At 65.4% G+C, this 25,329-nt stretch carries 21 protein-coding genes and 4 tRNA genes; 21 read left to right on the forward strand and 4 right to left on the reverse strand.

The genetic code is table 11. The features are described 5' to 3' along the window. Nucleotides 1–54 precede the first annotated feature (54 nt). From B3E94_RS07055 to B3E94_RS07145, 19 genes are all read left to right on the forward strand, one after another. Nucleotides 55–819, forward strand: a complete 765-nt coding sequence (locus B3E94_RS07055) for a class I SAM-dependent methyltransferase (RefSeq protein WP_286912888.1) — start codon at nt 55–57, stop codon at nt 817–819. Nucleotides 820–874: 55 nt separating this feature from the next. Then, the gene (gene leuB, locus B3E94_RS07060) at nt 875–1,957 is read left to right on the forward strand and encodes a 3-isopropylmalate dehydrogenase (RefSeq protein WP_236235525.1); all 1,083 of its coding nucleotides are present in this window, start codon (nt 875–877) and stop codon (nt 1,955–1,957) included. Nucleotides 1,958–2,020: 63 nt separating this feature from the next. Further along, complete coding sequence (gene asd / locus B3E94_RS07065; protein ID WP_176512261.1) at nt 2,021–3,133, forward strand: aspartate-semialdehyde dehydrogenase; 1,113 nt, start codon at nt 2,021–2,023, stop codon at nt 3,131–3,133. Between the two features lie 169 nt (nt 3,134–3,302). Then, a complete protein-coding gene (locus B3E94_RS07070; protein WP_286912890.1) occupies nt 3,303–4,307 on the forward strand; it encodes an aspartate-semialdehyde dehydrogenase in 1,005 nt (334 codons plus the stop codon). 72 nt (nt 4,308–4,379) lie between these two features. Further along, a complete protein-coding gene (locus tag B3E94_RS07075) occupies nt 4,380–7,100 on the forward strand; it encodes a FimV/HubP family polar landmark protein (RefSeq protein ID WP_286912892.1) in 2,721 nt (906 codons plus the stop codon). A gap of 155 nt (nt 7,101–7,255) precedes the next feature. Then, entirely contained in the window at nt 7,256–8,110 is an 855-nt protein-coding gene (truA, locus tag B3E94_RS07080; protein WP_176512264.1) for a tRNA pseudouridine(38-40) synthase TruA, read from the forward strand. Between the two features lie 60 nt (nt 8,111–8,170). Then, nucleotides 8,171–8,791 (forward strand): phosphoribosylanthranilate isomerase, encoded by a 621-nt coding sequence (locus B3E94_RS07085; protein WP_176512265.1) that lies wholly within the window; start codon nt 8,171–8,173, stop codon nt 8,789–8,791. Between the two features lie 223 nt (nt 8,792–9,014). Continuing rightward, nucleotides 9,015–9,908, forward strand: coding sequence for an acetyl-CoA carboxylase, carboxyltransferase subunit beta (gene accD, locus B3E94_RS07090; protein WP_176512266.1), 894 nt, complete (start codon nt 9,015–9,017; stop codon nt 9,906–9,908). Further along, entirely contained in the window at nt 9,908–11,194 is a 1,287-nt protein-coding gene (folC, locus tag B3E94_RS07095) for a bifunctional tetrahydrofolate synthase/dihydrofolate synthase (RefSeq protein ID WP_286912894.1), read from the forward strand. The genes accD and folC overlap by 1 nt, the downstream gene beginning before the upstream one ends. 4 nt (nt 11,195–11,198) lie before the next feature. Then, complete coding sequence (locus tag B3E94_RS07100) at nt 11,199–11,870, forward strand: SPOR domain-containing protein (RefSeq protein WP_286912895.1); 672 nt, start codon at nt 11,199–11,201, stop codon at nt 11,868–11,870. Between the two features lie 182 nt (nt 11,871–12,052). Beyond that, the gene (locus B3E94_RS07105) at nt 12,053–12,610 is read left to right on the forward strand and encodes a CvpA family protein (RefSeq protein ID WP_176512269.1); all 558 of its coding nucleotides are present in this window, start codon (nt 12,053–12,055) and stop codon (nt 12,608–12,610) included. Nucleotides 12,611–12,652: 42 nt separating this feature from the next. Then, on the forward strand, nt 12,653–14,158 hold the full coding sequence (gene purF / locus B3E94_RS07110; RefSeq protein WP_176512270.1) for an amidophosphoribosyltransferase: 1,506 nt from the start codon (nt 12,653–12,655) through the stop codon (nt 14,156–14,158). 15 nt (nt 14,159–14,173) lie between these two features. Next, entirely contained in the window at nt 14,174–15,385 is a 1,212-nt protein-coding gene (locus B3E94_RS07115; RefSeq protein ID WP_286912896.1) for an O-succinylhomoserine sulfhydrylase, read from the forward strand. Next, nucleotides 15,385–16,155, forward strand: a complete 771-nt coding sequence (locus tag B3E94_RS07120) for an SDR family oxidoreductase (protein WP_176512272.1) — start codon at nt 15,385–15,387, stop codon at nt 16,153–16,155. The genes B3E94_RS07115 and B3E94_RS07120 overlap by 1 nt, the downstream gene beginning before the upstream one ends. 147 nt (nt 16,156–16,302) lie before the next feature. Next, nucleotides 16,303–16,378, forward strand: a tRNA-Val gene (locus B3E94_RS07125). An 80-nt stretch (nt 16,379–16,458) separates the two neighbouring features. Continuing rightward, nucleotides 16,459–16,535 (forward strand) — tRNA-Asp (locus tag B3E94_RS07130). Between the two features lie 99 nt (nt 16,536–16,634). After that, nucleotides 16,635–16,711, forward strand: a tRNA-Asp gene (locus tag B3E94_RS07135). Nucleotides 16,712–16,851: 140 nt separating this feature from the next. Beyond that, nucleotides 16,852–16,928 (forward strand) — tRNA-Asp (locus B3E94_RS07140). 188 nt (nt 16,929–17,116) lie between these two features. Continuing rightward, a complete protein-coding gene (locus B3E94_RS07145; RefSeq protein ID WP_286912898.1) occupies nt 17,117–17,935 on the forward strand; it encodes a DUF2242 domain-containing protein in 819 nt (272 codons plus the stop codon). Nucleotides 17,936–18,172: 237 nt separating this feature from the next. On the opposite strand, the gene B3E94_RS07150 is transcribed toward B3E94_RS07145, so the two are convergent. Beyond that, nucleotides 18,173–19,213 (reverse strand): AraC family transcriptional regulator, encoded by a 1,041-nt coding sequence (locus B3E94_RS07150; protein ID WP_286912899.1) that lies wholly within the window; start codon nt 19,211–19,213, stop codon nt 18,173–18,175. 4 nt (nt 19,214–19,217) lie between these two features. Beyond that, entirely contained in the window at nt 19,218–20,336 is a 1,119-nt protein-coding gene (locus B3E94_RS07155; protein WP_286912900.1) for a nitrilase-related carbon-nitrogen hydrolase, read from the reverse strand. A gap of 184 nt (nt 20,337–20,520) precedes the next feature. Here B3E94_RS07155 and B3E94_RS07160 point away from each other — a divergent pair, with 184 nt between their 5' ends. Together B3E94_RS07160 and B3E94_RS07165 are read left to right on the forward strand one after the other, a co-directional pair. Further along, a complete protein-coding gene (locus B3E94_RS07160; protein ID WP_176512276.1) occupies nt 20,521–22,557 on the forward strand; it encodes an NADPH-dependent 2,4-dienoyl-CoA reductase in 2,037 nt (678 codons plus the stop codon). Between the two features lie 150 nt (nt 22,558–22,707). After that, nucleotides 22,708–23,607 carry a 1-aminocyclopropane-1-carboxylate deaminase/D-cysteine desulfhydrase gene (locus B3E94_RS07165; protein ID WP_286912902.1) on the forward strand — a complete coding sequence of 300 codons (900 nt, stop codon included), beginning with the start codon at nt 22,708–22,710 and terminating at the stop codon, nt 23,605–23,607. Here B3E94_RS07165 and cybB read toward each other — a convergent pair. After that, nucleotides 23,598–24,143: a cytochrome b561 gene (gene cybB / locus B3E94_RS07170; RefSeq protein ID WP_176512278.1), complete on the reverse strand. Its 546-nt coding sequence runs from the start codon at nt 24,141–24,143 to the stop codon at nt 23,598–23,600. The two genes, B3E94_RS07165 and cybB, sit on opposite strands and share 10 nt — an antisense overlap. 162 nt (nt 24,144–24,305) lie before the next feature. After that, nucleotides 24,306–25,289 (reverse strand): DUF1853 family protein, encoded by a 984-nt coding sequence (locus B3E94_RS07175; protein ID WP_286912903.1) that lies wholly within the window; start codon nt 25,287–25,289, stop codon nt 24,306–24,308. Nucleotides 25,290–25,329 lie beyond the last annotated feature (40 nt).

Here is a 25,329-nt window from a genome sequence, read left to right on the forward strand (position 1 = left end):
GGCTTGCCGGCGATAGCGGCCGTACCAGCACCCCGAAACCAGAAGGAACAGCCCATGACCAGCACCACCCATACCGATGTGGTCCAACGCCAGTTCGGCGAACAGGCCAATGCCTACCTCAGCAGCGCCGTGCATGCCCAGGGCAGCGAATTCGCCCTGCTCCAGGCGCAGCTGGCAGGGCAGGGCAGCGCCCGCGTGCTGGACCTGGGCTGTGGTGCCGGTCACGTCAGCTTCCACGTGGCACCGCTGGTCGCCGAAGTGGTTGCCTACGATTTGTCGCAAGCGATGCTCGAGGTGGTCGCCAGCGCCGCGGCCGAGCGTGGCCTGGGCAACGTCAAGACCGCCCACGGCGCCGCCGAGCGCCTGCCGTTCGGCGACGCCTCGTTCGACTTCGTGTTCAGCCGCTATTCGGCGCACCACTGGAGCGATGTGGGCCTGGCCCTGCGCGAAGTGCGCCGGGTGCTCAATCCGGGTGGTGTAGCCGCGTTCATCGACGTGATGGCGCCGGGCAGCCCGCTGCTCGACACCTACCTGCAGTCGGTGGAAGTGCTGCGCGACACCAGCCATGTACGCGATTATTCTGCTGCCCAGTGGCAGCGCCTGGTGAGTGAAGCCGGCCTGCACGTGCGCAGCCATTCGCGCCAGCGCCTGCGCCTGGAGTGGGCGTCCTGGGTGGAGCGCATGCGCACGCCCGAGCCATTGCGCGTGGCGATTCGCCAGTTGCAGCAGGCCATGGGCGAGGAAGTGCGGCAGTATTACCAGATCGAGGCCGATGGCTCGTTCAGCACCGATGTCATCGTGTTGTGGGCCGAGCGCTGAGTTTTTTTACGGTGGGGCCGAGCCGGCCGCGCCGCTTGAATGAATAGAGGAAAGCATGAGCAAGCAGATTCTGATTCTCCCAGGTGATGGCATTGGCCCGGAAATCATGGCCGAAGCGGTCAAGGTGCTGGAGCTGGCCAACGACAAGTTCCAGCTCGGCTTCAGCCTCGCGCACGACGTGATCGGTGGCGCCGCCATCGACAAGCACGGTGTGCCCCTGGCCGACGAGACCCTGGAGCGTGCGCGCCAGGCCGATGCCGTGCTGCTGGGCGCGGTCGGTGGCCCGAAATGGGACAAGATCGAGCGTGACATCCGCCCCGAGCGCGGCCTGCTGAAGATCCGTTCGCAACTGGGCCTGTTCGCCAACCTGCGCCCGGCCATCCTCTACCCGCAACTGGCCGATGCTTCCTCGCTGAAGCCGGAAATCGTCTCGGGCCTGGATATCCTCATCGTCCGTGAACTGACCGGCGGCATCTACTTCGGTGCCCCGCGCGGCCAGCGCGAGCTGCAAGGTGGCGAGCGCCAGGCCTACGACACCCTGCCTTACAGCGAAAGCGAAGTGCGCCGCATCGCCCGCGTCGGCTTCGACATGGCCCGCGTGCGCGGCAAGAAGCTGTGCTCGGTAGACAAGGCCAACGTGCTTGCCTCCAGCCAGCTGTGGCGTGAAGTGGTCGAAAGCGTGGCCAAGGACTACCCGGACGTCGAACTGAGCCACATGTACGTCGACAACGCTGCCATGCAGCTGGTGCGCGCACCCAAGCAGTTCGACGTGGTGGTGACCGACAACATGTTCGGTGACATCCTGTCGGACGAAGCTTCCATGCTCACCGGTTCCATCGGCATGCTGCCTTCGGCCTCGCTGGATGCCAACAACAAGGGCATGTACGAGCCGTGCCACGGTTCGGCGCCGGACATCGCCGGGCAGGGTATCGCCAACCCGCTGGCGACCATCCTGTCGGTGTCGATGATGCTGCGTTACAGCTTCAACCAGCACGCCGCGGCCGAAGCCATCGAGCAGGCGGTGAGCCTGGTGCTGGACCAGGGCCTGCGCACCGGTGACATCTGGTCGGCGGGCTGTAACAAAGTTGGCACGCAGGAAATGGGCGACGCAGTAGTCGCAGCGCTGCGGAATCTGTAATCTCTCTGGCCCGCCACCGTTTTTGGTCGGTGGCGGCCCACTTTTAGCAAAGGTGTAGTTGCGATGAAACGTGTAGGTCTGATCGGTTGGCGCGGTATGGTCGGTTCCGTGCTCATGCAGCGGATGCTGGAGGAGCAGGACTTCGACCTTATCGAGCCGGTGTTCTTCACCACCTCCAATGTCGGTGGCCAGGGCCCGAACGTGGGCAAGGATATTGCGCCGCTCAAGGACGCTTATTCGATTGAAGAGCTCAAGACCCTCGACGTGATCCTGACCTGCCAGGGCGGCGACTACACCAACGAGGTCTTCCCCAAGCTGCGTGAAGCCGGCTGGCAGGGTTACTGGATCGACGCCGCCTCGTCGCTGCGCATGCAGGACGACGCGGTGATCGTGCTCGACCCGGTCAACCGCAAGGTGATCGACCAGCAGCTCGATGCCGGTACCAAGAACTACATCGGCGGCAACTGCACCGTCAGCCTGATGCTGATGGGCCTGGGCGGCCTGTTCGAAGCGGGCCTGGTCGAGTGGATGAGCGCCATGACCTACCAGGCGGCGTCCGGCGCCGGCGCGCAGAACATGCGCGAGCTGATCAAGCAGATGGGCGGCATCCACGCGGCAGTCGCCGATGACCTGGCCAACCCGGCCAGCGCCATCCTCGACATTGACCGCAAGGTCGCCGAAGCCATGCGTGGCGATGCGTTCCCGACCGAGAACTTCGGCGTGCCGCTGGCCGGCAGCCTGATCCCGTGGATCGACAAGGAGCTGCCGAACGGGCAGAGCCGTGAAGAGTGGAAGGCCCAGGCCGAAACCAACAAGATCCTCGGCCGCTTCAAGAACCCGATCCCGGTCGATGGCATCTGCGTGCGCATCGGCGCCATGCGTTGCCACAGCCAGGCGCTGACCATCAAGCTGAACAAGGACGTGCCACTGGCCGACATCGAAGGCATGATCAGCCAGCACAACCCTTGGGTGAAACTGGTGCCGAACCAGCGCGAGATCAGCATGCAGGAACTGGCACCGACCAAGGTGACCGGTACCCTGAACGTGCCGGTTGGCCGCCTGCGCAAGCTGAACATGGGTTCCCAGTACCTGGGCGCGTTCACCGTTGGCGACCAGTTGCTGTGGGGCGCTGCCGAACCGCTGCGTCGCATGCTGCGGATTCTGCTGGAGCGTTGATCGCGTTGCGCTAGCCAAGAACCCGTGCTGGAGACAGCGCGGGTTTTTTTATGCGCTTGCGCTTGCCGTCGTTCGCGCACTGAGAACAACACAGCTGGGCCAGCACAGACAAAACTCTACAATCCAAGTAAAGTGCCGCCCCCGCCGTTTCAGCAAAAGGATCCCCACCATGACCCAACCCTTGGACATCGCCGTCGTCGGCGCTACCGGTAGCGTCGGTGAAACCCTCGTCCAGATCCTCGAAGAACTGCAGTTCCCGGTCGCCACCCTGCATCTTCTGGCCAGCATGGAATCGGCGGGCAGCAGCGTCATGTTCGCCGGCAAGAAGATCAAGGTCCGCGAGGTGGACAGCTTCGACTTCAGCCAGGTCAAGCTGGCCTTCTTCGCCGCCAGCCCGGCCGTCAGCCGCAGCTTCGCCAGCAAGGCCGAACAGGCCGGCTGCACCATCATCGACCTCTCCGGCGGGCTGGACGATGCCCTCGCCGTGGTGCCCGAGGCCAATGCCGCGCGCATCGCCAACCTCCAGCTGCCGGCACGCCTGGCCAGCCCCAGCTCCGCCGCCGTTGCCCTGGCCGTCGCCCTGGCGCCGCTCAAAGGCCAGCTGGACATCGAGCGCGTGCAGGTCATGGCTGCCCTGGCGGTGTCTGCCCAAGGGCGTGAAGCGGTCAACGAACTGGCCCGGCAGACCGCCGAGCTGCTCAATGCCCGCCCGCTGGAGCCACGCTTCTTCGACCGTCAGGTGGCCTTCAACCTGCTGGCCCAGGTCGGTGCCGCCGACGCCCATGGCCATACGCCTCTGGAGCAGCGCCTGGTGAGCGAGCTGCGGGTGCTGCTGGAGATGCCGGAGCTGAAGATTTCCGTGACCTGCGTTCAAGTCCCGGTGTTTTTCGGCGATAGCTTCAGTGTGGCGGTACAAAGCCGAGCGCCGGTGGACCTGGCCGCCGTCAACGACGCCCTCGAGGCCGCCGACAGCGTCGAGCTGGTCGAGCGTGATGACTATCCGACACCGGTCGGTGACGCAGTGGGGCAAGACGTGGTCTATGTTGGTCGTGTGCGCCATGGAATTGACGAGCAGCAACAGCTCAACCTCTGGCTGACCACCGACAACCTGCGCAAGGGCGCCGCGCTGAATGCCGTGCAGGTGGCACAATTGTTGATTAAACAGATAGCGTAAAAGATACTGGCGAGCACTTTTGTCCCGCTCTGCCTGCAGGTTTCCGGGACGATTCATACAAGGGAAGAGGTCATGCTTCGAATTCGCAAACTGGTTCTGGCCGTGGCGGCAGCGTCGGCGCTGTCGTCTGGCATGGCGAATGCCCTGGGGTTGGGTGAGCTGACGCTCAAGTCGGCGCAGAACCAGCCGCTGGACGCCGAAATCGAATTGCTCGATGTGCGCGACCTGACCGCTGCCGAAGTGGCGCCGAGCCTGGCGCCGCCGGAAGAGTTTAGCAAGGCCGGGGTGGCGTATCCGACCTACCTCGAAGACCTGACCTTCACCCCGGTGATCAACCCCAACGGCAAGAGCGTGCTGCGCGTCACCTCCAGCCAGCCGCTGCCAGGCACGGTGGTCAAGTTCCTGGTCCAGGTAATGTGGCCCCAGGGCCGCCTGCTGCGCGACTACAGCGTGTTGCTCGACCAGGCCAAGGCCCAGGGCCAGCAGCCGGGGGCAGGCAATGTCACCCCGGCCGTCACCGGCAGCTACACCACCAAGCGCCGCGATACCTTGTGGCAGATTGCCGCGCGCAATACCCAGGGTGGCGGCTCGGTGCAGCAGACCATGATCGCCATCCAGGCGCTCAACCCGGATGCCTTCATCGGCAACAACATCAATCAGCTGAAGGTCGGCCAGGTGTTGCGCCTGCCCGACCAGCAGCAGATCCAGAGCATCCCCCAGGGCGAGGCCAACCGCGAAGTGGCCGAGCAGTACGCGGCCTGGCGTGAAGGCCGGCGCCTGGGCCCGCGTGCCCGCCAGCTCGATGCCACCCGCCGCGGTGCAGCCGATGCGGCGCCCGAGCGTATCGCCCAGGGCGACAACCTGCGCCTGGTCAGCCCGGGCAACCAGGCAGGCGCTGGCGGCGCCAAGGCGATCAACGACAAGCTGGCCGTGGCCCAGGAAAGCCTGGACACCAGCCGTCGCGACAATGAAGAACTCAAGAGCCGGATGACCGACCTGCAGAGCCAGCTGGACAAGCTGCAGAAGTTGATCCAGCTGAAGAACGACCAGCTGGCCCGCCTGGAAGCGCAAGGCGCGGCCGGTGAGGCGCCGACCGCAGCCTTGCCGGGCGAAGCGGCGCCGGCACAACCGGCAGACAATACCTCGGCGCAACCGGCCGAGCCGGTCATTGCCCCGCCACCTGCCGCCGCCGATACCGCACCTGCAGCGGCCCCGGCCAGCGAACCTGCACCTGTGGCGCAGAAACCCAGCGCAGTGGACGAGATGCTGGGTAATCCGGTGGTGCTCGGCCTGATCGCAGGCTCCGCCTTCCTGGTGCTGTTGCTGCTGTTGCTGTTGCTGGCCCGCAAGCGCAAAGCCCAGCAGGAAGCTGAAAAGCACCTGCGCATGGCGCGCGCACTGGCCGAGGAGGGCGAGCGCAGCCCTGATCTCGACCTGCCGCCGAGCAGCTTCGACGAGCTGGACGTTGCCGCGCCGAGCGTCACCTTGTCGCCGGCCGTGGTTGCCGCTTCGGCGGCAGCGGCGGTCGCCGCCGAACAACCTGTTGCCCCGGCTGCTGTGGCTCCGGAGCAGGATGCCAACGCCGAACTGCTGGCCGAAGTGGAGCAGAGCCTGGCGCGCGGGCGTCTCAATCACGCCGCCGACCTGCTGGAAACGGCAATCGCCGCGCAGCCCGAGCGAGATGACCTGCGCCTGAAGCTGATGGAAGTCTATGCCCGTCAGGGCGATCAAAGCGCCTTCGTCGAGCAGGAACGCAAACTGCCTGCCAGCGAAGAGAACGTTGCGCAAGTCAGCACGCTCAAGGAACGTTTCCCGGCCATGCTCGGCCTCGCTGCCGCTGGCCTCGGGGCTGCCGCACTGGCGGCGGAAATGGACCACCAGTACGTCCAGGAACTGCTGCAGGACGAACCTGAGGCGCCGGCTGAAGCCGAGCTGCCAGCGGTCACCGAGGCTGAACCGGCCCCGCTCGATACCCCTGCACCTGAGCTCGACGAGCAAGCGCCAGAGCCTGAACTTGAAGCGCCTGAGCTCGAAGCCGAGCCTGAGCCGGACCTCGACGCGGCCGCTGAAGCCTTCGTCGAGACCTCGGTGCTGGATGACCACGATCTGGACAGCGCCTTCGACCTTAGCCTGGGCGATGAGCTGCCGGAAGCCGACCCGCTCGAGGTGCCGGTGCTGGATGAGGCACCTGTGCCGGAGCCTGAGCCGGAAATCGACGCCACGCCGCAGACCGACGCTGACGAAGATTTCGAAGCCCTGCTAGCCCAGGCCCAGGCCGAGCCGCAAAGCATCGATGACCTGGCCGATTTCGACCTGGACGTCGGTGAGCCCGTCAGCCCGGTCGAAGCGCCCGAAGAGCCTGTGGACGTCGCCGCCGAGCTGGCCGCTTTCGACGCAATCCCGGAATTCGACCCGATTTCCGAACTGGAGCTGCCGGAAGACTTCGACCTGTCGTTGTCGCTGGACGACGAGTCGCCAGCGGCCAAGAGCTTTGCCTCCGAGCTCGATGACGTCAACGCCGAGCTGGACAAGCTCTCGCAGAGCCTCGAGTCGCCGTCGCTGGAGCCGCACTTCACCGCCGCCGATGCCGCCCAGGAGCCGGAGCCGCTGGACGACCTGGACTTCGACTTCTTCTCGGGCAGCGACGAAGTGGCGACCAAGCTCGACCTGGCGCGGGCGTACATCGACATGGGCGACCACCAGGGGGCGCGCGACATCCTCGATGAAGTGGTCAAGGATGGCGACGACACCCAGCGCCTGGAAGCCGAGGAGATGCTTTCCCGGTTGGTCTGAGGGCGTCCTCGAACAGGTTGAATGCAAATCCCTGTGGGAGCGGGCCTGCCCCGCGAAGAGGCCCGTACCGACAGCGCAAAACCAACGGCAGCCCAACAAGGCTGCCGTTGTCGTTATAATCCCGCCATTCCGTATTGCCCACAGGTTTCACGCGCTTGGACATCATCGACACCGCCCCCTCCGAATCCGCCGCCGCAGGCTTCACCCGCATCGCCCTGGGCGTGGAATACAAGGGCTCGCGCTACCGCGGCTGGCAGCGCCAGGCCAGCGGCGTGCCCAGCGTCCAGCAGGCCCTGGAGCAAGCGCTGTCGAAAGTGGCCGACGAGCCGATCAGCGTGGTGTGCGCCGGCCGTACCGACGCCGGCGTGCATGGCTGCGGCCAGATCGTGCACTTCGACACCCGCGCCGTGCGCGACGAGCGCGCCTGGACCCTGGGCACCAACTTCAACCTGCCCCACGACATCAGTGTGGTCTGGTCGCGGCCAATGCCGGCCGACTTCCACGCCCGTTTCAAGGCCTGCGCCCGGCGCTACCGCTACGTCATCTACAACGACCCGATCCGCCCGGCGCACCTGGCCGAAGAGGTGACCTGGAACCATCGCCCGCTGGATGTCGAGCGCATGGCCGAGGCCGCCCAGTATCTGCTCGGCACCCATGACTTCAGTGCCTTCCGCGCCAGCCAGTGCCAGGCCAAGTCGCCGATCAAGCATATCCATCACCTGCGCGTCACCCGCCATGGCCAGATGATCGTGCTGGACGTGCGCGCCACCGCGTTCTTGCACCATATGGTGCGCAACATCGCCGGGGTACTGATGACCATCGGTGCCGGAGAGCGCCCGGCGAGCTGGGCCCGGGAAGTGCTGGAGGGGCGCAACCGCCGCGAGGGTGGGGTGACCGCCCATCCCTATGGCCTGTACCTGGTGCAGGTGGAGTACCCGGAAGAATTCCAGCTGCCGCAGCGTTACATCGGCCCACACTTTCTGACAGGTTACGAGGCGTTGGCCGACTGACGGGCGAAAAGGCATTTGCTACCATCGAGCCTTTCACTGTCCACTCAGGGTTTGCAGTCCATGAGCAACGTACGCAGCAAGATCTGCGGCATCACCCGCATCGAGGATGCGCTGGCCGCCGCCGAAGCCGGTGCCGATGCCATCGGCTTCGTCTTCTATGCCAAGAGCCCGCGTGCCGTGGACGTGCGCCAGGCACGGGCGATCATCGCCGAGCTGCCGCCGTTCGTGACCACCGTCGGGCTGTTCGTCAATGCCTCGCGCTGCGAGCTGAACGAGATTCTCGAAGTGGTGCCGCTGGACCTGCTACAGTTCCACGGCGACGAAACCCCGGCCGACTGCGAGGGCTACCATCGCCCCTGGATCAAGGCGCTGCGGGTACGCCCCGGTGACGATCTGGAAGCCGCCTGCCAGCACTATGCCGGTGCCCGTGGCATCCTGCTCGACACCTACGTGGCCGGCGTGCCGGGAGGCACCGGCGAGGCCTTCGACTGGTCGCTGGTGCCGGCGCGGTTGAGCAAGCCGATCATCCTTGCCGGTGGCTTGTCGGCCGATAACGTCGGCCAGGCGATCGCCCAGGTAAGGCCCTATGCGGTGGATGTCAGTGGCGGCGTGGAGCAGGCCAAGGGCATCAAGGATGCCGCCCGGATCGAGGCATTCATGCGCGCGGTGAAACAGGCGTGACAGCAGATGTGACGGCTGGCTGCGCGCCATCGTCCATAGCTATCGCAGCCCTGCGGGGCGGCTGCCGGCGTGCCAGGCAGCCAGCGCACACATTGAAGACGGCGCGCTGCGCAGGCAGCCCCTGCGGCCGGGCCGTCATCGTTTCATAGAAGAATTTGAGCTCAAAGGGCAGGGCTTGGCCGGCCAGACCGGTCCCCGCCCGCCAATACTGGAGAAATAAAGCATGAGCAACTGGTTAGTCGACAAACTGATCCCTTCGATCATGCGTTCCGAGGTGAAGAAGAGCTCGGTGCCAGAAGGCTTGTGGCACAAGTGCCCATCCTGCGAGGCCGTGCTGTATCGTCCGGAGCTGGAAAAGACCCTGGATGTCTGCCCCAAGTGCAACCACCACATGCGCATCGGCGCACGTGCACGTATCGATATCTTCCTCGACCCGGAAGGCCGTGCCGAGCTGGGCGCTGAGCTGGAGCCAGTCGACCGCCTGAAGTTCCGCGACGGCAAGAAGTACAAGGACCGCCTGACCGCTGCGCAGAAGCAGACCGGCGAGAAGGACGCGCTGATCTCCATGAGCGGCACCCTGATGGGCATGCCGATCGTGGTCAGCGCCTTCGAATTCTCGTTCATGGGCGGCTCGATGGGCGCCATCGTCGGCGAGCGCTTCGTGCGCGCCGCCAACTACGCCCTGGAAAACCGCTGCCCGATGGTCTGCTTCTCGGCCTCCGGTGGCGCGCGCATGCAGGAAGCGCTGATCTCGCTGATGCAGATGGCCAAGACTTCGGCCGTGCTGGCGCGCCTGCGTGAAGAAGGCATCCCGTTCATCTCCGTGCTGACCGACCCGGTCTACGGTGGTGTTTCCGCCAGCCTGGCGATGCTCGGCGACGTCATCGTCGGTGAGCCGAAGGCGCTGATCGGCTTCGCCGGCCCGCGCGTGATCGAGCAGACCGTGCGCGAAAAACTGCCAGAAGGCTTCCAGCGCAGCGAGTTCCTGCTGGAGCACGGCGCCATCGACCTGATCATCTCGCGCAGCGAACTGCGCCCGCGCCTGGCCCGCCTGCTGGCACAGATGACCGGCCAGGAAACGCCAGAGCAGGCGCGTGAGGCGGCTGCGGTCGCGTGATGACGGAGCGTAACCTGGGCGAGTGGCTCGCCTACCTCGAACAATTGCATCCGTCGGCCATCGACATGGGCCTGGAGCGTTCGCAGAAGGTGCTTGCCCGGCTGGCGCTGGGCAAGTTGGCGCCACGTGTGGTCACCGTCACCGGCACCAACGGCAAAGGCTCGACCTGTGCGTTCGTGGCGTCGATGCTGCGGGCCCAGGGCCTCAAGGTGGGCGTGTACAGCTCGCCTCACCTGCTGCGTTACAACGAGCGGGTGCTGATCGACGGCCAGGAAGCCAGCGATGAGCGCCTGTGCCAAGCCTTTGCTGCCGTCGAGACGGCGCGGGGCGAGATTTCCCTGACCTATTTCGAGATGGGCACGTTGGCGGCGTTCTGGTTGTTCCAACAGTCCCAGCTGGATGCCGTGGTGCTTGAAGTGGGCCTTGGCGGCCGGCTTGATACCGTCAATGTGGTCGATGCCGACCTTGCCCTGGTGACCAGCATCGGCGTCGACCATGTCGATTATCTGGGCGATACCCGCGAGTTGGTGGCTTTCGAGAAGGCCGGCATCTTCCGCCCGGGCAAGCCTGCGCTGTGCGGCGACCTCGATCCTCCCCAGCCGCTGCTGGACAAGGCAGCCGAGCTGGCTGCGCCGTTGTTCCTGCGCGGGCGTGATTTCGACCTGGAAAGCGCAGAGGGCGTCTGGCACTGGCGTGGGGTCACCCAGGACGGAACCGCGGTGCAGTTGCGTGACTTGCCATTGCTCGACCTGCCGATGGAAAACGCCACCCTGGCGCTTCAGGCCTACCTGCTGATGGGGCTGCCATGGGATGCCGCGCAGTTGCGCCAGGCGTTGCTTGCCACCCGCATCACCGGGCGCCTGGACCGGCGCGTGGTGCACTGGCAGGGCAAGCAGGTGGAGCTGCTGCTGGATGTCGGGCACAACCCCCATGCTGCGCAATACCTGGCGCGGCGGTTGGCAGCGCGCCCGCTGCAGGGCCGCCGCCTGGCGGTGTTCGGCCTGCTCGCCGACAAGGACCTGGAGGGCGTCATCGCGCCGCTGCAGGCACTGGTCGACGATTGGGCGGTCGCGCCGCTGGACACGCCGCGCAGCCGTCCGGCCCCTGAGCTTGCCAGTGCCTTGACGAACTGTGGTGCCTCGGTGAAGTCTTATGCCAGCGTCGACGCCGCCCTCGAAGGGCAATGCGCGCAGGCGACGGCGGATGACCAGATCCTGCTGTTCGGTTCGTTTTTCTGTGTCGCCCAGGCCCTGGAGTGGCTGGAGCGGCAGGCCCTGGAGGGGTGAGTAGATGGCAGTGCTGGATAAAGGGATGAAACAGCGCATGGTGGGTGCGTTGGTGCTGGTGGCGCTGGCGGTGATCTTCCTGCCGATGCTGTTCACCCGCGAGGACGAGATGCGCCAGGTGCGCGTCGAGGCCCCGCAGGCGCCGGCGATGCCGAGCCTGCCTGAGGTCAAGGTGGACCCGGTTGCCGTGCCCGAGCCGCAGCCACTGCCGGAAGAGCCGCAACAGCCGCCGGTGGTGGTCAACGAATCGAGCGCACCGGTGGCCACGCCGAGCCAGCCGATCACCCCGTCGCCACAGACCCAGGCACAGGTCCAGCCCAAGCCGCAGACGCCGGTGCCTACTCCTGCGCCGGCGGCCAAGGCCGAAACGCGACCGGCTGTAACGTCTGCACCAGCGGCTACCGCCAGTGCGCCGTCGAAGATCGACGCCAACGGCTTGCCGGTGAGCTGGTCGATCCAGCTGGCCAGCCTGTCCAACCGGGCGGGTGCCGAAAGCTTGCAGAAGACCCTGCGCAGCCAGGGCTACAACGCCTATATCCGTTCGGCAGGAGGCCTGAATCGGGTGTATGTCGGCCCGTTGATCGAACGTAGCGAGGCGGAAAGGCTTCGCGATGTGATCAATCGGCAGCAGAACCTCAAGGGTATCGTGGTGCGCTTCCAGCCGGAGCGCGGCTGAGGCCTCAGGCAAATCTTCACGGCGTCGCTCCCGCTGGGTTTTCTTGACTTCAAAGTCCACGAAAAGCCCGTGGGAGCGGGCTCGCGCCGCCAACGGGCGCTGTCAAACGAGCTGACATTCTGCTTACCCCCAGCCCGCCGCTCTGGTAAAATGCGCCGCCTCAAACGTCTGCAGGCAGCACCGTGGCATTTACCTGGGTTGATTGGGCGATCATCGCGATCATCGCCGTTTCCACACTGATCAGTCTAAAACGCGGCTTCGTCAAGGAAGCCCTGTCCCTGCTCATCTGGATCATTGCCGGTGCAGTCGCCTGGATGTTCGGCGGGTCGCTCTCGGTGTACCTTGAAAGCTATATCCAGACCCCGTCGATGCGCATCATCGCCGGCTGCGCCATTCTGTTCGTCGCCACCTTGCTGGTGGGGGCCATGGTCAATTTCCTGGTCGGAGAACTGATCCGCGTGACCGGGCTGTCCGGCACCGATCGTTTCCTCGGCATGGCCTTCGGCGCCGCACGCGGTGCCTTGCTGGTAGTGGTGGCCATCGGCCTGCTCAGCCTGGGGCCGGTGCAACAAGATACCTGGTGGCAGGAATCGCGCCTGATACCACAGTTTCTATTGGTCGCTGACTGGTCGAAGAACCTGATCCTGGGTTTCACCAGCCAGTGGATGTCCAGTGGGGTGATCAGCACTCCGGCTGATCTTCCGTTCAAGGAACAGCTGCTCGGGCCTGCAAGGCCTTGAGTACCTTTCGTTCAAGTTTCATCAATGTAGGGGTTGCGTCGCATGTGTGGCATCGTCGGTATCGTCGGTAAGTCGAACGTCAATCAGGCGCTGTATGACGCGCTTACGGTCCTCCAGCACCGCGGCCAGGACGCTGCCGGTATCGTGACCAGCCACGACGGCCGGTTGTTCCTGCGCAAGGATAATGGCCTGGTGCGCGACGTCTTCCAGCAGCGCCACATGCAGCGCCTGGTGGGCCACATGGGTATCGGCCACGTGCGCTACCCGACCGCGGGCAGCTCGACTTCGGCCGAAGCCCAGCCGTTCTACGTCAACTCGCCATATGGCATCACCCTGGCGCACAACGGCAACCTGACCAACGTCGAGCAGCTGGCCAAGGAGATCTACGAGTCTGACCTGCGCCACGTCAACACCAACTCCGACTCCGAAGTGCTGCTGAACGTGTTCGCCCATGAGCTGGCGGTGCGTGGCAAGCTGCAGCCGACCGAAGACGACGTGTTCGCTGCGGTTTCCCACGTGCACAGCCGCTGTGTAGGCGGCTACGCGGTGGTGGCGATGGTCACCGGCTACGGCATCGTCGGCTTCCGTGACCCCAACGGCATCCGCCCGGTGGTGTTCGGCCAGCGCCACACCGACGAAGGCGTGGAATACATGATCGCCTCGGAAAGCGTGGCCCTGGACGTGCTCGGCTTCACCCTGATCCGCGACCTGGCGCCGGGCGAAGCGGTGTACATCACCGAAGAAGGCCAGCTGTACACCAAGCAGTGCGCGCAAGACCCGAAACTGCAGCCCTGCATCTTCGAGCACGTCTACCTGGCCCGCCCTGACTCGATCATTGACGGTATCTCGGTGTACAAGGCGCGTCTGCGCATGGGCGAAAAACTCGCCGACAAGATCATGCGCGAGCGCCCGGAGCACGACATCGACGTGGTCATCCCGATCCCGGACACCAGCCGCACCGCCGCGCTGGAGCTGGCCAACCGGCTGGGCGTCAAGTTCCGCGAAGGCTTCGTCAAGAACCGCTACATCGGCCGTACCTTCATCATGCCCGGCCAGGCCGCGCGCAAGAAATCGGTGCGCCAGAAGCTCAATGCCATCGAGCTGGAGTTCCGCGGCAAGAACGTGATGCTGGTCGACGACTCGATCGTGCGCGGCACCACCTGCAAGCAGATCATCCAGATGGCCCGTGAAGCCGGTGCCAAGAACGTCTACTTCTGCTCCGCGGCCCCCGCGGTGCGCTACCCCAACGTCTACGGCATCGACATGCCGAGCGCTCACGAACTGATCGCCCACAACCGCACCACCGAACAGGTGGCCGAGTTGATCGGCGCCGACTGGCTGGTCTACCAGGACCTGCCTGACCTGATCGATTCGGTCGGTGGCGGCAAGATCAAGATCGAGCATTTCGATTGCGCGGTGTTCAACGGTGAATACGTCACCGGCGACATCGACGAAGCCTACCTCGATCGCATCGAGCAGGCCCGTAACGACCTGGCCAAGGTGAAGAACCAGGCCGTCAGCGCGATCATCGACCTCTACAACAACTGATCAGGGAGCAGCGGCATGACGGATCAATGGGATGCCGGGCGACTGGACAGTGACCTCGAAGGTGTCGGTTTCGACACCCTCGCGGTGCGCGCCGGTCAGGGCCGTTCACCGGAGGCAGAGCACAGCGAAGCGCTGTTCCTGACCTCCAGCTATGTGTTCCGCACGGCCGCCGATGCGGCTGCGCGCTTTGCCGGCGAAACGCCGGGCAACGTCTATTCGCGTTACACCAACCCCTCGGTGCGGGTGTTCGAAGAACGCCTGGCTGCCATGGAAGGTGCCGAGCAGGCCGTGGCGACCTCCACCGGCATGGCGGCGCTGCTGGCCGTGGTGATGTCGCTGTGCAGCGCCGGCGACCATGTGCTGGTGTCGCAGAGCGTGTTCGGCTCGACCATCAGCCTGTTCGAAAAGTATTTCAAGCGCTTTGGCGTGCAGGTGGACTACGTGCCGCTGGTCGACCTCAACGGTTGGGAAAAGGCCATCAAGGCCAACACCAAGTTGCTGGTCGTCGAATCGCCGTCCAACCCGCTGGCCGAACTGGTCGATATCGCCGCGCTCAGCGAAATCGCCCACGCCCGCGGCGCCATGCTGGTGGTCGACAACTGCTTCAGCACCCCGGCCTTGCAGCAGCCGCTCAAGCTCGGTGCCGATATCGTGTTCCACTCGGCCACCAAGTTCATCGACGGCCAAGGCCGTTGCATGGGCGGTGTAGTCGCAGGGCGCGCCGAGCAGATGAAAGAAGTGGTGGGCTTCCTGCGTACCGCAGGCCCTACGCTCAGCCCGTTCAATGCCTGGATCTTCACCAAGGGCCTCGAAACCCTGAAGCTGCGCATGCGTGCCCACTGCGAGAGCGCCCAGTTGCTGGCTGAATGGCTGGAGCAGCAGGAAGGCGTGGAGAAGGTGCATTACGCCGGCCTGCCGAGCCACCCGCAGCACGAACTGGCCAAGCGCCAGATGAGCGGTTTCGGTGCGGTGGTCAGCTTCGAGGTCAAGGGTGGCAAAGAGGGCGCCTGGCGCTTCATCGATGCCACGCGGGTCATCTCCATCACCACCAACCTGGGCGACAGCAAGACCACCATCGCTCACCCGGCCACCACCTCCCACGGCCGCCTGACGCCGCAGGAGCGTGAGGCTGCGGGGATTCGCGACAGCCTGATCCGGGTTGCCGTGGGCCTTGAAGACGTGGCCGACCTGCAGGCGGACCTCGCCCGTGGGCTGGCGGTGCTGTGATGGAAATCAGGGGCGGTGTGCCGGGCCATAATGGCCGGGTTGCCCTGGTCACCGGTGCCGCCCGCGGCATCGGCCTGGGCATCGCCGCCTGGCTGATCTGCGAAGGCTGGCAGGTGGTGCTCAGCGACCTTGACCGCCCGCGCGGCGCCAAGGTGGCCAAGGCCCTGGGCGACAATGCCTGGTTCATCACCATGGACGTGGCCGACGAGGCCCAGGTCAGCGCCGGTGTTTCGCAAGTGCTCGGGCAGTTTGGGCGGCTGGACGCGCTGGTGTGCAACGCAGCCATCGCCAACCCGCACAACCAGACCCTGGAAAGCCTGAGCCTGGCGCAATGGAACCGGGTGCTGGCGGTCAACCTCAATGGCCCGATGCTGCTGGCCAAGCACTGCGCGCCGTACCTGCGGGCGCACAATGGCGCGATCGTCAACCTGACCTCGACCCGCGCCCGGCAGTCCGAGCCGGACACCGAGGCCTATGCGGCGAGCAAGGGTGGCCTGGTGGCCTTGACCCATGCCCTGGCCATGAGCCTGGGCCCGGAGATTCGCGTGAATGCGGTGAGCCCGGGTTGGATCGATGCGCGTGATCCGTCCCAGCGCCGCGCCGAGCCGCTGAGTGAGGCCGACCATGCCCAGCATCCGACGGGCAGGGTAGGGACCGTGGAAGATGTGGCGGCCATGGTCGCCTGGTTGCTGTCGCGCCAGGCGGCGTTCGTCACTGGCCAGGAGTTTGTGGTCGATGGCGGCATGACCCGCAAGATGATCTACACCTGAGTTGCCAGCTGTGAGCAAAGGGACCGCGAGGTCCCTTTTCTTTTTTCAGTCTTTTTGAAAAAAATTCAACGGGGCTATTGACTTAGCATCGGTACCTGCGTAAATTTCGCGGCCTCAGCGAAGCAAACGCAACAAGCAACATCGCGAGGGTGATTAGCTCAGCCGGGAGAGCATCTGCCTTACAAGCAGAGGGTCGGCGGTTCGATCCCGTCATCACCCACCACTTCCTGAGGTTGTTCCTGACGCAGGCGGTTTCGCAAGAAGCCAAACGCCAGAGAGGAACAGGACGCAAGTCCACACTGCGCAGCGGTAGTTCAGTCGGTTAGAATACCGGCCTGTCACGCCGGGGGTCGCGGGTTCGAGTCCCGTCCGCTGCGCCATTTTTTGTAACAGATGGGTGCCTGGCACCGGTCTGAAGCCAAGGGCAAACATGCCTGAGGCTGATCCCAGTTTCAATCGGGCGCAAGCCTGAACGATACGCAGCGGTAGTTCAGTCGGTTAGAATACCGGCCTGTCACGCCGGGGGTCGCGGGTTCGAGTCCCGTCCGCTGCGCCATCTTCGCTTCGAGGCACCATGAACGCCTTGAAGCACACACAAAAGAAGCGAACCTGTTTCGCTTTTTTTGTGCCTGCCCCGAGGCCATCGAGCCGCAAGGGCAGCCCCAGGTTTCAACCGGGCGCAAGCCTGGATGATACGCAGCGGTAGTTCAGTCGGTTAGAATACCGGCCTGTCACGCCGGGGGTCGCGGGTTCGAGTCCCGTCCGCTGCGCCATCTTCGCCTCGAGGCCCCTTGAACGCCTCGAAGCACAACGAGAAAGCGACCTTAGGGTCGCTTTTTTCGTTTCCGGGCCACCCAGGCCACTTTTACACGAAGCTGACAGACTCTTCACTGATGAACGGTTTCAGTGATCGGGTGCAGTGATGCACAATAGGCACCTCTCGACATACCCGGAATTGGCAATGACCAGATCATCCGTCTTTGGTGCGCTCGGGCTGGCCCTGGTGCTGGCGGGCGTGACCGGTTGCTCCTCGAAAAAAGCGGCGATCTACGAGCACGAGAACTTCGATGACTCGGGCACCTACTCGCGCAGTTTCCCCGTCACCGAGGCAGGCTCCTGCGAGGCCGCGCGCCGCGCGCTGTTGAGCCAGGGCTACATCATCACCAGCAGTGGCGCCAACCAGATTGCCGGTAACAAGAGTTTCCAGCAGAACAACGAGAACCACCTGCAGATCAGCTTCAGCGTGACCTGCGCACCCGACAGCAGCGACGAGCAGCGCTCGACGGTGTTCGCCAATGCCCTGCAGGATCGCTATGCACTCAAGAAGTCGAATACCTCGGCCAGCTTGGGCGTGGGCATCCTGGGGTCGGTGTCGATGCCGATCGGTTCCAGCGACGACTCCATGGTCAAGGTCGCCAGCGAAACGGTGACCGCACCGCAGTTCTACGAGCGCTATTTTGCCCTGGTGGAAAGCTACCTGCCCAAGCCGAAGAAGGTCAGCAAAGCCAAGGTCGAGGCCCCTGCGCCGAAGCCGGAAAAACCTGCGCCTGACCTGGGCTTGCCCGAGCAGGCCTCGATAGCGCCAGCTGCCCCCGCACCTGCCGCCCCCGCCGCGCCCGAGCCGGCCCCTGCGCCAGCCGCGCCCGCGAGCGAGGCAGTGCCAGCACCGGCGGTGGATGACAGCCAGGGCTCGCAGCCAGTTGCGCCGCCGTCGGAGGCTGCGCCGATTCAGGTGCAGCAGGACGCACCGCCCGCCGAAGCCGCGCCACCTTCGCCGTGAAGCGCGCAAACATCCGGTGTTACAGATGAGCGGGGGATAACTTCCCTGCCACCTGCTACGTTTACCACTTATGTGCTTGTCATCATGCCTTCATCCCGCTCGCCTAGCGTGGAGGCATGACAAACGTAGACAAAGCGTGAAGAGGACGCAGGCGATGGATGACTATCAGGAAGAGTTGCTCGAATACCAGGCCTATGAGCTGGACACCCCGGAGCCAGCCGACGACGCCACCGAGCTTTAGCCTACCCGCCGCTGGCTGCGGCGAAACTCCCCCGGCGTGACGCCCGTCCAGCGCTTGAATGCGCGCTGGAAGGCTTCTGCCGATGCAAACCCCAACAGATAAGCGATCTCGCCAAAGGCCAGTTCCGTATCGCGGATATAGGTCTCGGCCAGGTCGCGCCGTGTGTCGTTGAGCAGGTTGCGAAAGCGCGTGCCTTCTTCGGCCAGTTTGCGGCGCAAGGTCCAGGTGGGCAGTTGCAGGTGCAGTGCCACTTCTTCCAGGTCCGGTTCACGGCCGCCATTGAGCAGCGGGCCGAGCAGATGGGTGATGCGTTCGCCCAGGCTGCGCACCCGCGTGCGCTGGAGCATTTCTGCTTCGCACAGTTGCAGCAAGTGCTGCCAGGTGCTCGGGCAGTGTTGCGGGTTGGGCAGCTCCAGGGTGGCGCGGCTCAGGCGCAGCTGGTTGCCGCTGGCGCCAAATTGCACGGCACTGCTGCACAGCGGCTGATAATGGCTGGCGTAGTCCGGCGCTTCGAACTCCATTTCCAGCCGCTCGGCCTGCAGCGGGGCGCCGGCCAGCGCACCCAATTGAGCCAGCCAGCCGGCCAGCAGCGAGTCGACCACGAAGCGGTTGTAGGTGTTGTAGGGGCTGATGGAATAGAAGCGCAGCCAGGCGCCTTGGGGGTCTTCCAGAAAGCTCGAATGGCCTCGGTAATTGGCGGCGTACAGCGGCTCGAAGCGCAGCAGGGTGCGTGCAGCTTCTCCCAAGGTGGGCGCCTGGGCCGCGGTGACGCCCGCCAGGCCGGCTTGGGCCAGCCGGCTCAGGCGCCCCATGTGCAAACCCAGCGCAGGCTCCCCGCACAAGGCGATGGCAGCATGCCCCAGGTGCATGTAGCGCGGGATCGACAGGCGTGCGCCGGCTTCGGCCAGGCGCGTGGGGTCAAGGCCGTAGCGGCGCAGCAGGGGGGCCGGATCGTGGCCCAGGGCGCACAAGGCTTCGGCCAGGGGTTGGACGAACCCTACCGACAGCTCACCCAGGCGCACACGGGGGCGAGGCATCGCCCTACAACCACAGGTTCAGCAGGCGCGCGCCGTGGCTGGGCGGGCCCGCCAGCAGCTCGCCGGCCTGGTGGGCAAAGCCCTGGCCGTCGCTGCCCTGTTCCCAGAACTGCCCGCGCATGAATACGCTCATGCTGCTCACCTGGCTGCCGGCCGCTTGGGTCAGTTGCTGCCATGCGGCCTGTTCGCTGACTTCGCCGCGTTGCAGGGCCAGCTCGGCCGTGGCGTCCTGGTGGCGGTTGCCACGCCATGGCGCTTGCCAGCTGCCCTTGCCGCTGAGAAATACCGGGTTGGCCACCAGTTGCACCTGTTGCTGCTCAAGCTGCTGCTGGTTCTCCGGGTACCAGCTGTCACTGCCGATCAGCACGCCAAGGCGCCCGGCCGGTGTCTGCAGCACTTGCAGCGGGAAGTGCCGGCCGTGGTGGATGTAGCGCCGCACTTCGCTGTCGGGGTACTGCTGGCGCTGGGGCTGGCCCAGCAACGAGCCATCGGCGGCGAACACCAGGCTGCTGTTGAACAGCGGGCCATTGCCGGCATGCAACACGCCCTGTTCGACATAGGGGGCCGGCAGCACGATCGAGCCGGCCACCAGGGTGACGCCGAATTCCCGGGCCAGGCCGCCGAACAGCTGCTGGTAGTCGCTGGCCATCTGCTTGGCCTTCATGCGCAAGTGCGCATCGGCGCGTCGGTCATCGCCGCTGGCCTGCATCATGGCCAGCCCGTAGCGCAGCGGGTTGCTGAGCTCCAGCCACTGCTCGGCTTCGCGGCTGTGGGTGACCTGGTACAGCTCCTTTTTTTCGCCACGGGCCCACAGCCAGGTGCCGATGTGTTCCGGCAGAACAACAACCGTGCGCGGGCCAACCAGGCCCTGGGCGCGTGCTTGTTCCAGGTAGGCAGAAAGCTTGCGGTGCAGACGTTGCAGGTTCTGGTAGTCGCTGGGGAACAGTAACGGCTCGACGCCGAGCAGGTTGCCATGATCGCCAGGCACGCCGTGGTTGAGCGCCAGTTCGATGCGCAAGTCGGAAAGGTAGTGGCCCTCCGGGCGTTGTTGAGTCCAGAAGCCGTAGCCGCAGATAGCGGCAATCATCACCAGCGCCAGGGCGCCTGCCAGGAGTTTTCGCATGCAGCGGTACAGCGCCTGTAAGTACAAAGGTTTCCTAGGGTAGTCCTGCTGTGCGGGAGGATCAATAAGTTGTCAGTTTCGATCATTGAGCGCATTCAAACGGCTGTTTAATGTCGCTGACATAAACGACGGGGCCCGCCGAGGCACCCGCATTCCGTGATCATGCCACCAGGGGAACCCTTCCATGGCTGCCGAACGTTATCCGCACTTGCTGGCCCCGCTCGACCTGGGCTTCACCACCTTGCGCAACCGCACCCTGATGGGCTCGATGCACACCGGCCTGGAGGAGCGCCCGGGTGGTTTCGAGCGCATGGCGGCATATTTTGCCGAGCGTGCCCGAGGCGGTGTTGGCCTGATGGTCACCGGTGGCATCGCGCCCAACGATGAAGGTGGCGTGTATTCCGGCGCGGCCAAGCTGAGCACCGAGGAAGAAGCCGACAAGCACCGCATCGTCACCGAGGCCGTGCATGCCGCCGGCGGCAAGATCTGCCTGCAGATCCTGCATGCCGGGCGCTACGCCTACAGCCCGCGGCAGGTGGCGCCAAGCGCGATCCAGGCGCCGATCAACCCGTTCAAGCCCAAGGAGCTGGATGAGGCGGGCATCGAGAAGCAGATCGCCGACTTCGTCAATTGCGCCGTGCTGTCGCAGCGCGCCGGCTATGACGGGGTCGAGGTGATGGGCTCGGAGGGTTACTTCATCAACCAGTTCCTCGCCGCCCATACCAACCACCGTACCGACCGCTGGGGCGGCAGCTACGAGAACCGCATGCGCCTGGCCGTGGAGATCGTGCGCCGGGTGCGCGAGGCCGTTGGCCCCGAGTTCATCATCATCTTCCGCCTGTCGATGCTCGACCTGGTCGAAGGCGGCAGCAGCTGGGACGAGATCGTCCAGCTGGCCAAGGCCATCGAGCAGGCCGGCGCCACGCTGATCAACACCGGCATCGGCTGGCACGAAGCGCGTATTCCGACCATCGCCACCAAGGTGCCACGGGCCGCCTTCAGCAAGGTCACCGCCAAGCTGCGTGGCGCGGTCAAGATCCCGCTGATCACCACCAACCGCATCAACACCCCGGAAGTGGCCGAAGCGGTACTGGCCGAGGGCGATGCCGACATGGTCTCGATGGCGCGGCCGTTCCTCGCCGACCCGGACTTCGTCAACAAGGCCGCTGCCGGGCGCAGCGATACCATCAACACCTGCATCGGCTGCAACCAGGCCTGCCTGGACCACACCTTCGGCGGCAAGCTGACCAGCTGCCTGGTCAACCCGCGTGCCTGCCATGAAACCGAGCTCAACTACCTGCCGGTGCGCAGCGTCAAGCGCATTGCCGTGGTTGGCGCCGGCCCGGCCGGCCTGGCGGCGGCCACGGTGGCTGCCGAGCGCGGCCACGCGGTGACCCTGTTCGATTCGGCCAGTGAGATCGGCGGGCAGTTCAATGTCGCCAAGCGCGTACCGGGCAAGGAGGAGTTCTTCGAAACCCTGCGTTATTTCCGCAACAAGGTGGAAAGTACTGGGGTCGACCTGCGCCTGAATACCCGGGTGGGCGTGCAGGCGCTGGTGGATGGCGCCTTCGACGAAATCATCCTGGCCACCGGCATTGCCCCGCGCACGCCGGCCATTCCAGGTGTCGAGCATGCCAAGGTGCTGAGTTACCTGGACGTGCTGCTCCAGCGCAAGCCGGTGGGCGACGCGGTGGCGGTGATTGGTGCTGGCGGTATCGGTTTTGACGTGTCCGAGTACCTGGTGCACCAGGGTGTGGCCACCAGCCAGGACCGCGAGGCGTTCTGGAAGGAGTGGGGCATCGACACCCAACTGGAGGCGCGCGGCGGCGTGGCGGGGGTCAAGGCCCAGCCGCATGCGCCGGCGCGCCAGGTCTACCTGCTGCAGCGCAAGAAGTCCAAGGTCGGCGATGGCCTGGGCAAGACCACCGGCTGGATCCACCGCACGGGGCTGAAGAACAAGCACGTGCAGATGCTCAACAGCGTCGAGTACCTGGGGATCGACGATGCGGGCCTGCACATTCGTGTAGGCGAAGGCGAGCCGCAGGTGCTGGCGGTGGACAACGTGGTGATCTGCGCCGGGCAGGAGCCGCTGCGCGAGCTGCATGAAGGGCTGCTGGCGGCCGGGCAGTCGGTGCACCTGATTGGTGGTGCGGATGTGGCGGCGGAGCTGGATGCCAAGCGCGCGATCAACCAGGGGTCGCGACTGGCAGCCGAGCTTTGAGGTAGCCAGGGGCCGCTGTGCGGCCCATTCGCGGGGCAAGCCCGCTCCCACAGTTCAAAGAGCTGCAGGGTACTTACCACCTGTGGGAGCGGGCTTGCCCCGCGAATGGGGCGCAAAGCGCCCCCTGGATTTCCCTGTAAACTGCTGCCCATGACCACGCACTTCCAAGACCTCCCCCAAGCCCCTCTGCAACCCTTGAACCTGCCCTGGCTGGCAACCGCCGGGATAGAAGCTGCCATCCTGCGCCTGGACCTGATCGACCCGCTGATCAGCGGCAACAAATGGTTCAAGCTGCGCCACCACCTGCAGCAAGCCCAAGAAGCCGGCGCCCCAGGGCTGATCAGCCTCGGCGGCAATCACTCCAACCACCTTCACGCCCTGGCCGCCGCAGGCAAGCGCTTCGGTTTCGCCACCGTCGGCCTGTTGCGTGGCCACCCCCAGCAAACTCCGACGGTACGTGACCTGCAGGCACTGGGCATGGAGTTGCACTGGCTCGGCTACGGCGGCTACCGCGCCCGTCACCAGGACGGCTTCTGGGCGCCCTGGCAGGCGCGCTACGCCAAATGGCACTGCATCCCGGAAGGCGGCGGCGGCGTGGCGGGGGCGCAGGGGTGTGCAGTGATCGTCGAACAGGCCCGGGCGCAGTTGGCGGCGCTGGGTTGGGCGGACTATGACGCCTGGTGGCTGGCCGCTGGCACCGGTACCACCTTGGCTGGCCTGGTGCTGGCCGAGGCCGGGGCGCATGGCGTGCATGGGGCGCTGGCGGTGCCAGGGGATCATGGCGTGCCCGAGACGGTGACAGCGCTGGCAGGTACGCGTGGCTATCAATTGCATGAGGCGTGCCGGGGCGGCTTCGCCAAGGTCGATGAGCAACTGCTGGCGTTCATCGCCGAAACCGAAGCCCACACGGGTGTCCCGCTAGAGGCGCTCTACACCGGTAAAGCCCTGCTGGCCCTGCGCGATCAGGTCGAGGCCGGGCTGTTCGCGCCCGGTACTCGCCTGATCTTCCTGCACACCGGAGGGCTGCAGGGCCGACGCGGTTACTTGTAGGGCAGCATGCGCAGCAGCGTGTTGTCGCGCTGCACATAGTGGTGGTACAGCCCGGCCAGCGCATGCAGGCCGATCAGCCAGTAGCCCCAGGTGGCCACGCGCTCGTGCCAGCCCTTGATGAACTTGGCCTGGTCCGGGTCTGGCCCGATCAGGTGCGGCAATTCCAGGCCATAGAAGGGCACGGGCTTGTCGGCGGCGCTGAGAATCAGCCAGCCGGCCAGGGGCAGGCCGATCATCAGCAGGTACAGCGCCAGGTGCATCAGGTGGGCAAGGCCGGTCTGCCAGGCCGGCGGCTTGGGCACGATGGGCGGGGCAGGGCGCAACAGGCGCACGGCCAGGCGCAGCCACACCAGCACGAACACGCTGAGGCCGAGCATGAAGTGCAGGTCCTTCATCAGGTTGCGCTCGGCGCTGTCCTTGGGGAACAGGCCGCGCAGCTCGATGCAGGCGTAGACGGCGGCCAGCAGCACCAGCATCAGCCAGTGCAGGGCGATGGACAGGCGCGAATAGTGGTTCGCGGAGGTGGATGAAACCATGGGCGGTCCTCGTCATCAGGTCATTGGGTGGCGCTCTTGGTGGCGCTCATCGTCAACTCTAACTGCCTGGAGTGAATAAAGCTTTGCGCCAAGTCTTGTAAAAGGGATCGGTGAGTTACCTGTGGGAGCCGGCTTGCCGGCGATAGGGCCGGGGCAGGCGACCTAAAAGCCGGGCAATTGCGGCCAGCTATCGGACACCAGGAATACCCGCTCGGCTTCATGCCAATCACCCGCCGAGTCGGGCTCGAGCTTCACCAGCATCTGCGCCGGCGCCTGCGAATCCAGCTCCGCCAACCAGTGCGCGAACTGCAGCGGCGCCCAGCACTCATCCGCCTCGACCCGCGCCGGTGCCAGCCAGGCATGGCGGGGCAGTGGCTGCCAATGTTCAGTCGCGGTCACAAGCCAATCCCGCCGCCTTATCCAGCGCCCACGCAGGTGCTGCGGGTTGGCCCCTTCAGGCGCTTGGGCATGCCCGGGCCAGGGGTAAAATAGGTAACCCGCAAGCCACAGGTGGGCCTGCACCTGCTGCTGCACCCCGACCCCAGCCAGCGCCTCGCGGCTGTGCGCCTGCCCCGACATCGGCAGCTGATGCCCGGCCAGGTGCGCCAGCTTGATGCCCAGCCGGTCATGGCAGCCAGGCCCCAGCCACTGCGCCGGGTCATGCCCCGCGCCGTCGACTGGCCCAAGGTAGAGCTTGATGGCCAACTCCAGGTGATGGGTGCCATCGCCGTCGCGCAGCAGGATATCCAGCTCGCCCAATGTCCGGCTCTGGTCGCGAATGGCCAGGTTGGCGGCCAACAGCTCGACACCGGGCGCGTGGCGCAGGGCGAACTGCCACAGACTTTCGTAGTACAGCCCCAGGCGCCGGCTGGTGAGTTTGGCCAGCCATTGGCGCAGCGGCTGCGGGTCGCTGTCCAATGCCTGCAGCCAGCTCTTCAGGCGCCCAGGGTCCGCCGCCCAGGCGCTGCCCGCCAGCGGATGGCGCTGGGGGCAGGGTGGGGCGCTCAGCAGCGGTGGCGACAACAGCACCCAGGCCAGGTCGCGCACGGCCGGGCAGCGCAATTGGCGGGGCAGCGCGTGCAGCTCGGCGAAAGGCATCATGCTGCGAGCATAGCCGGTTTGCCGCTGGCCGGTCGTTTCGCCCATAATCCCGGCATTGTCACCCCGCCGCAGAGCCTCCCAGGAG

It is taken from the genome of Pseudomonas sp. UBA6315 (genome assembly GCF_002438125.1).
Lineage (GTDB): Bacteria > Pseudomonadota > Gammaproteobacteria > Pseudomonadales > Pseudomonadaceae > Aquipseudomonas > Aquipseudomonas faucium.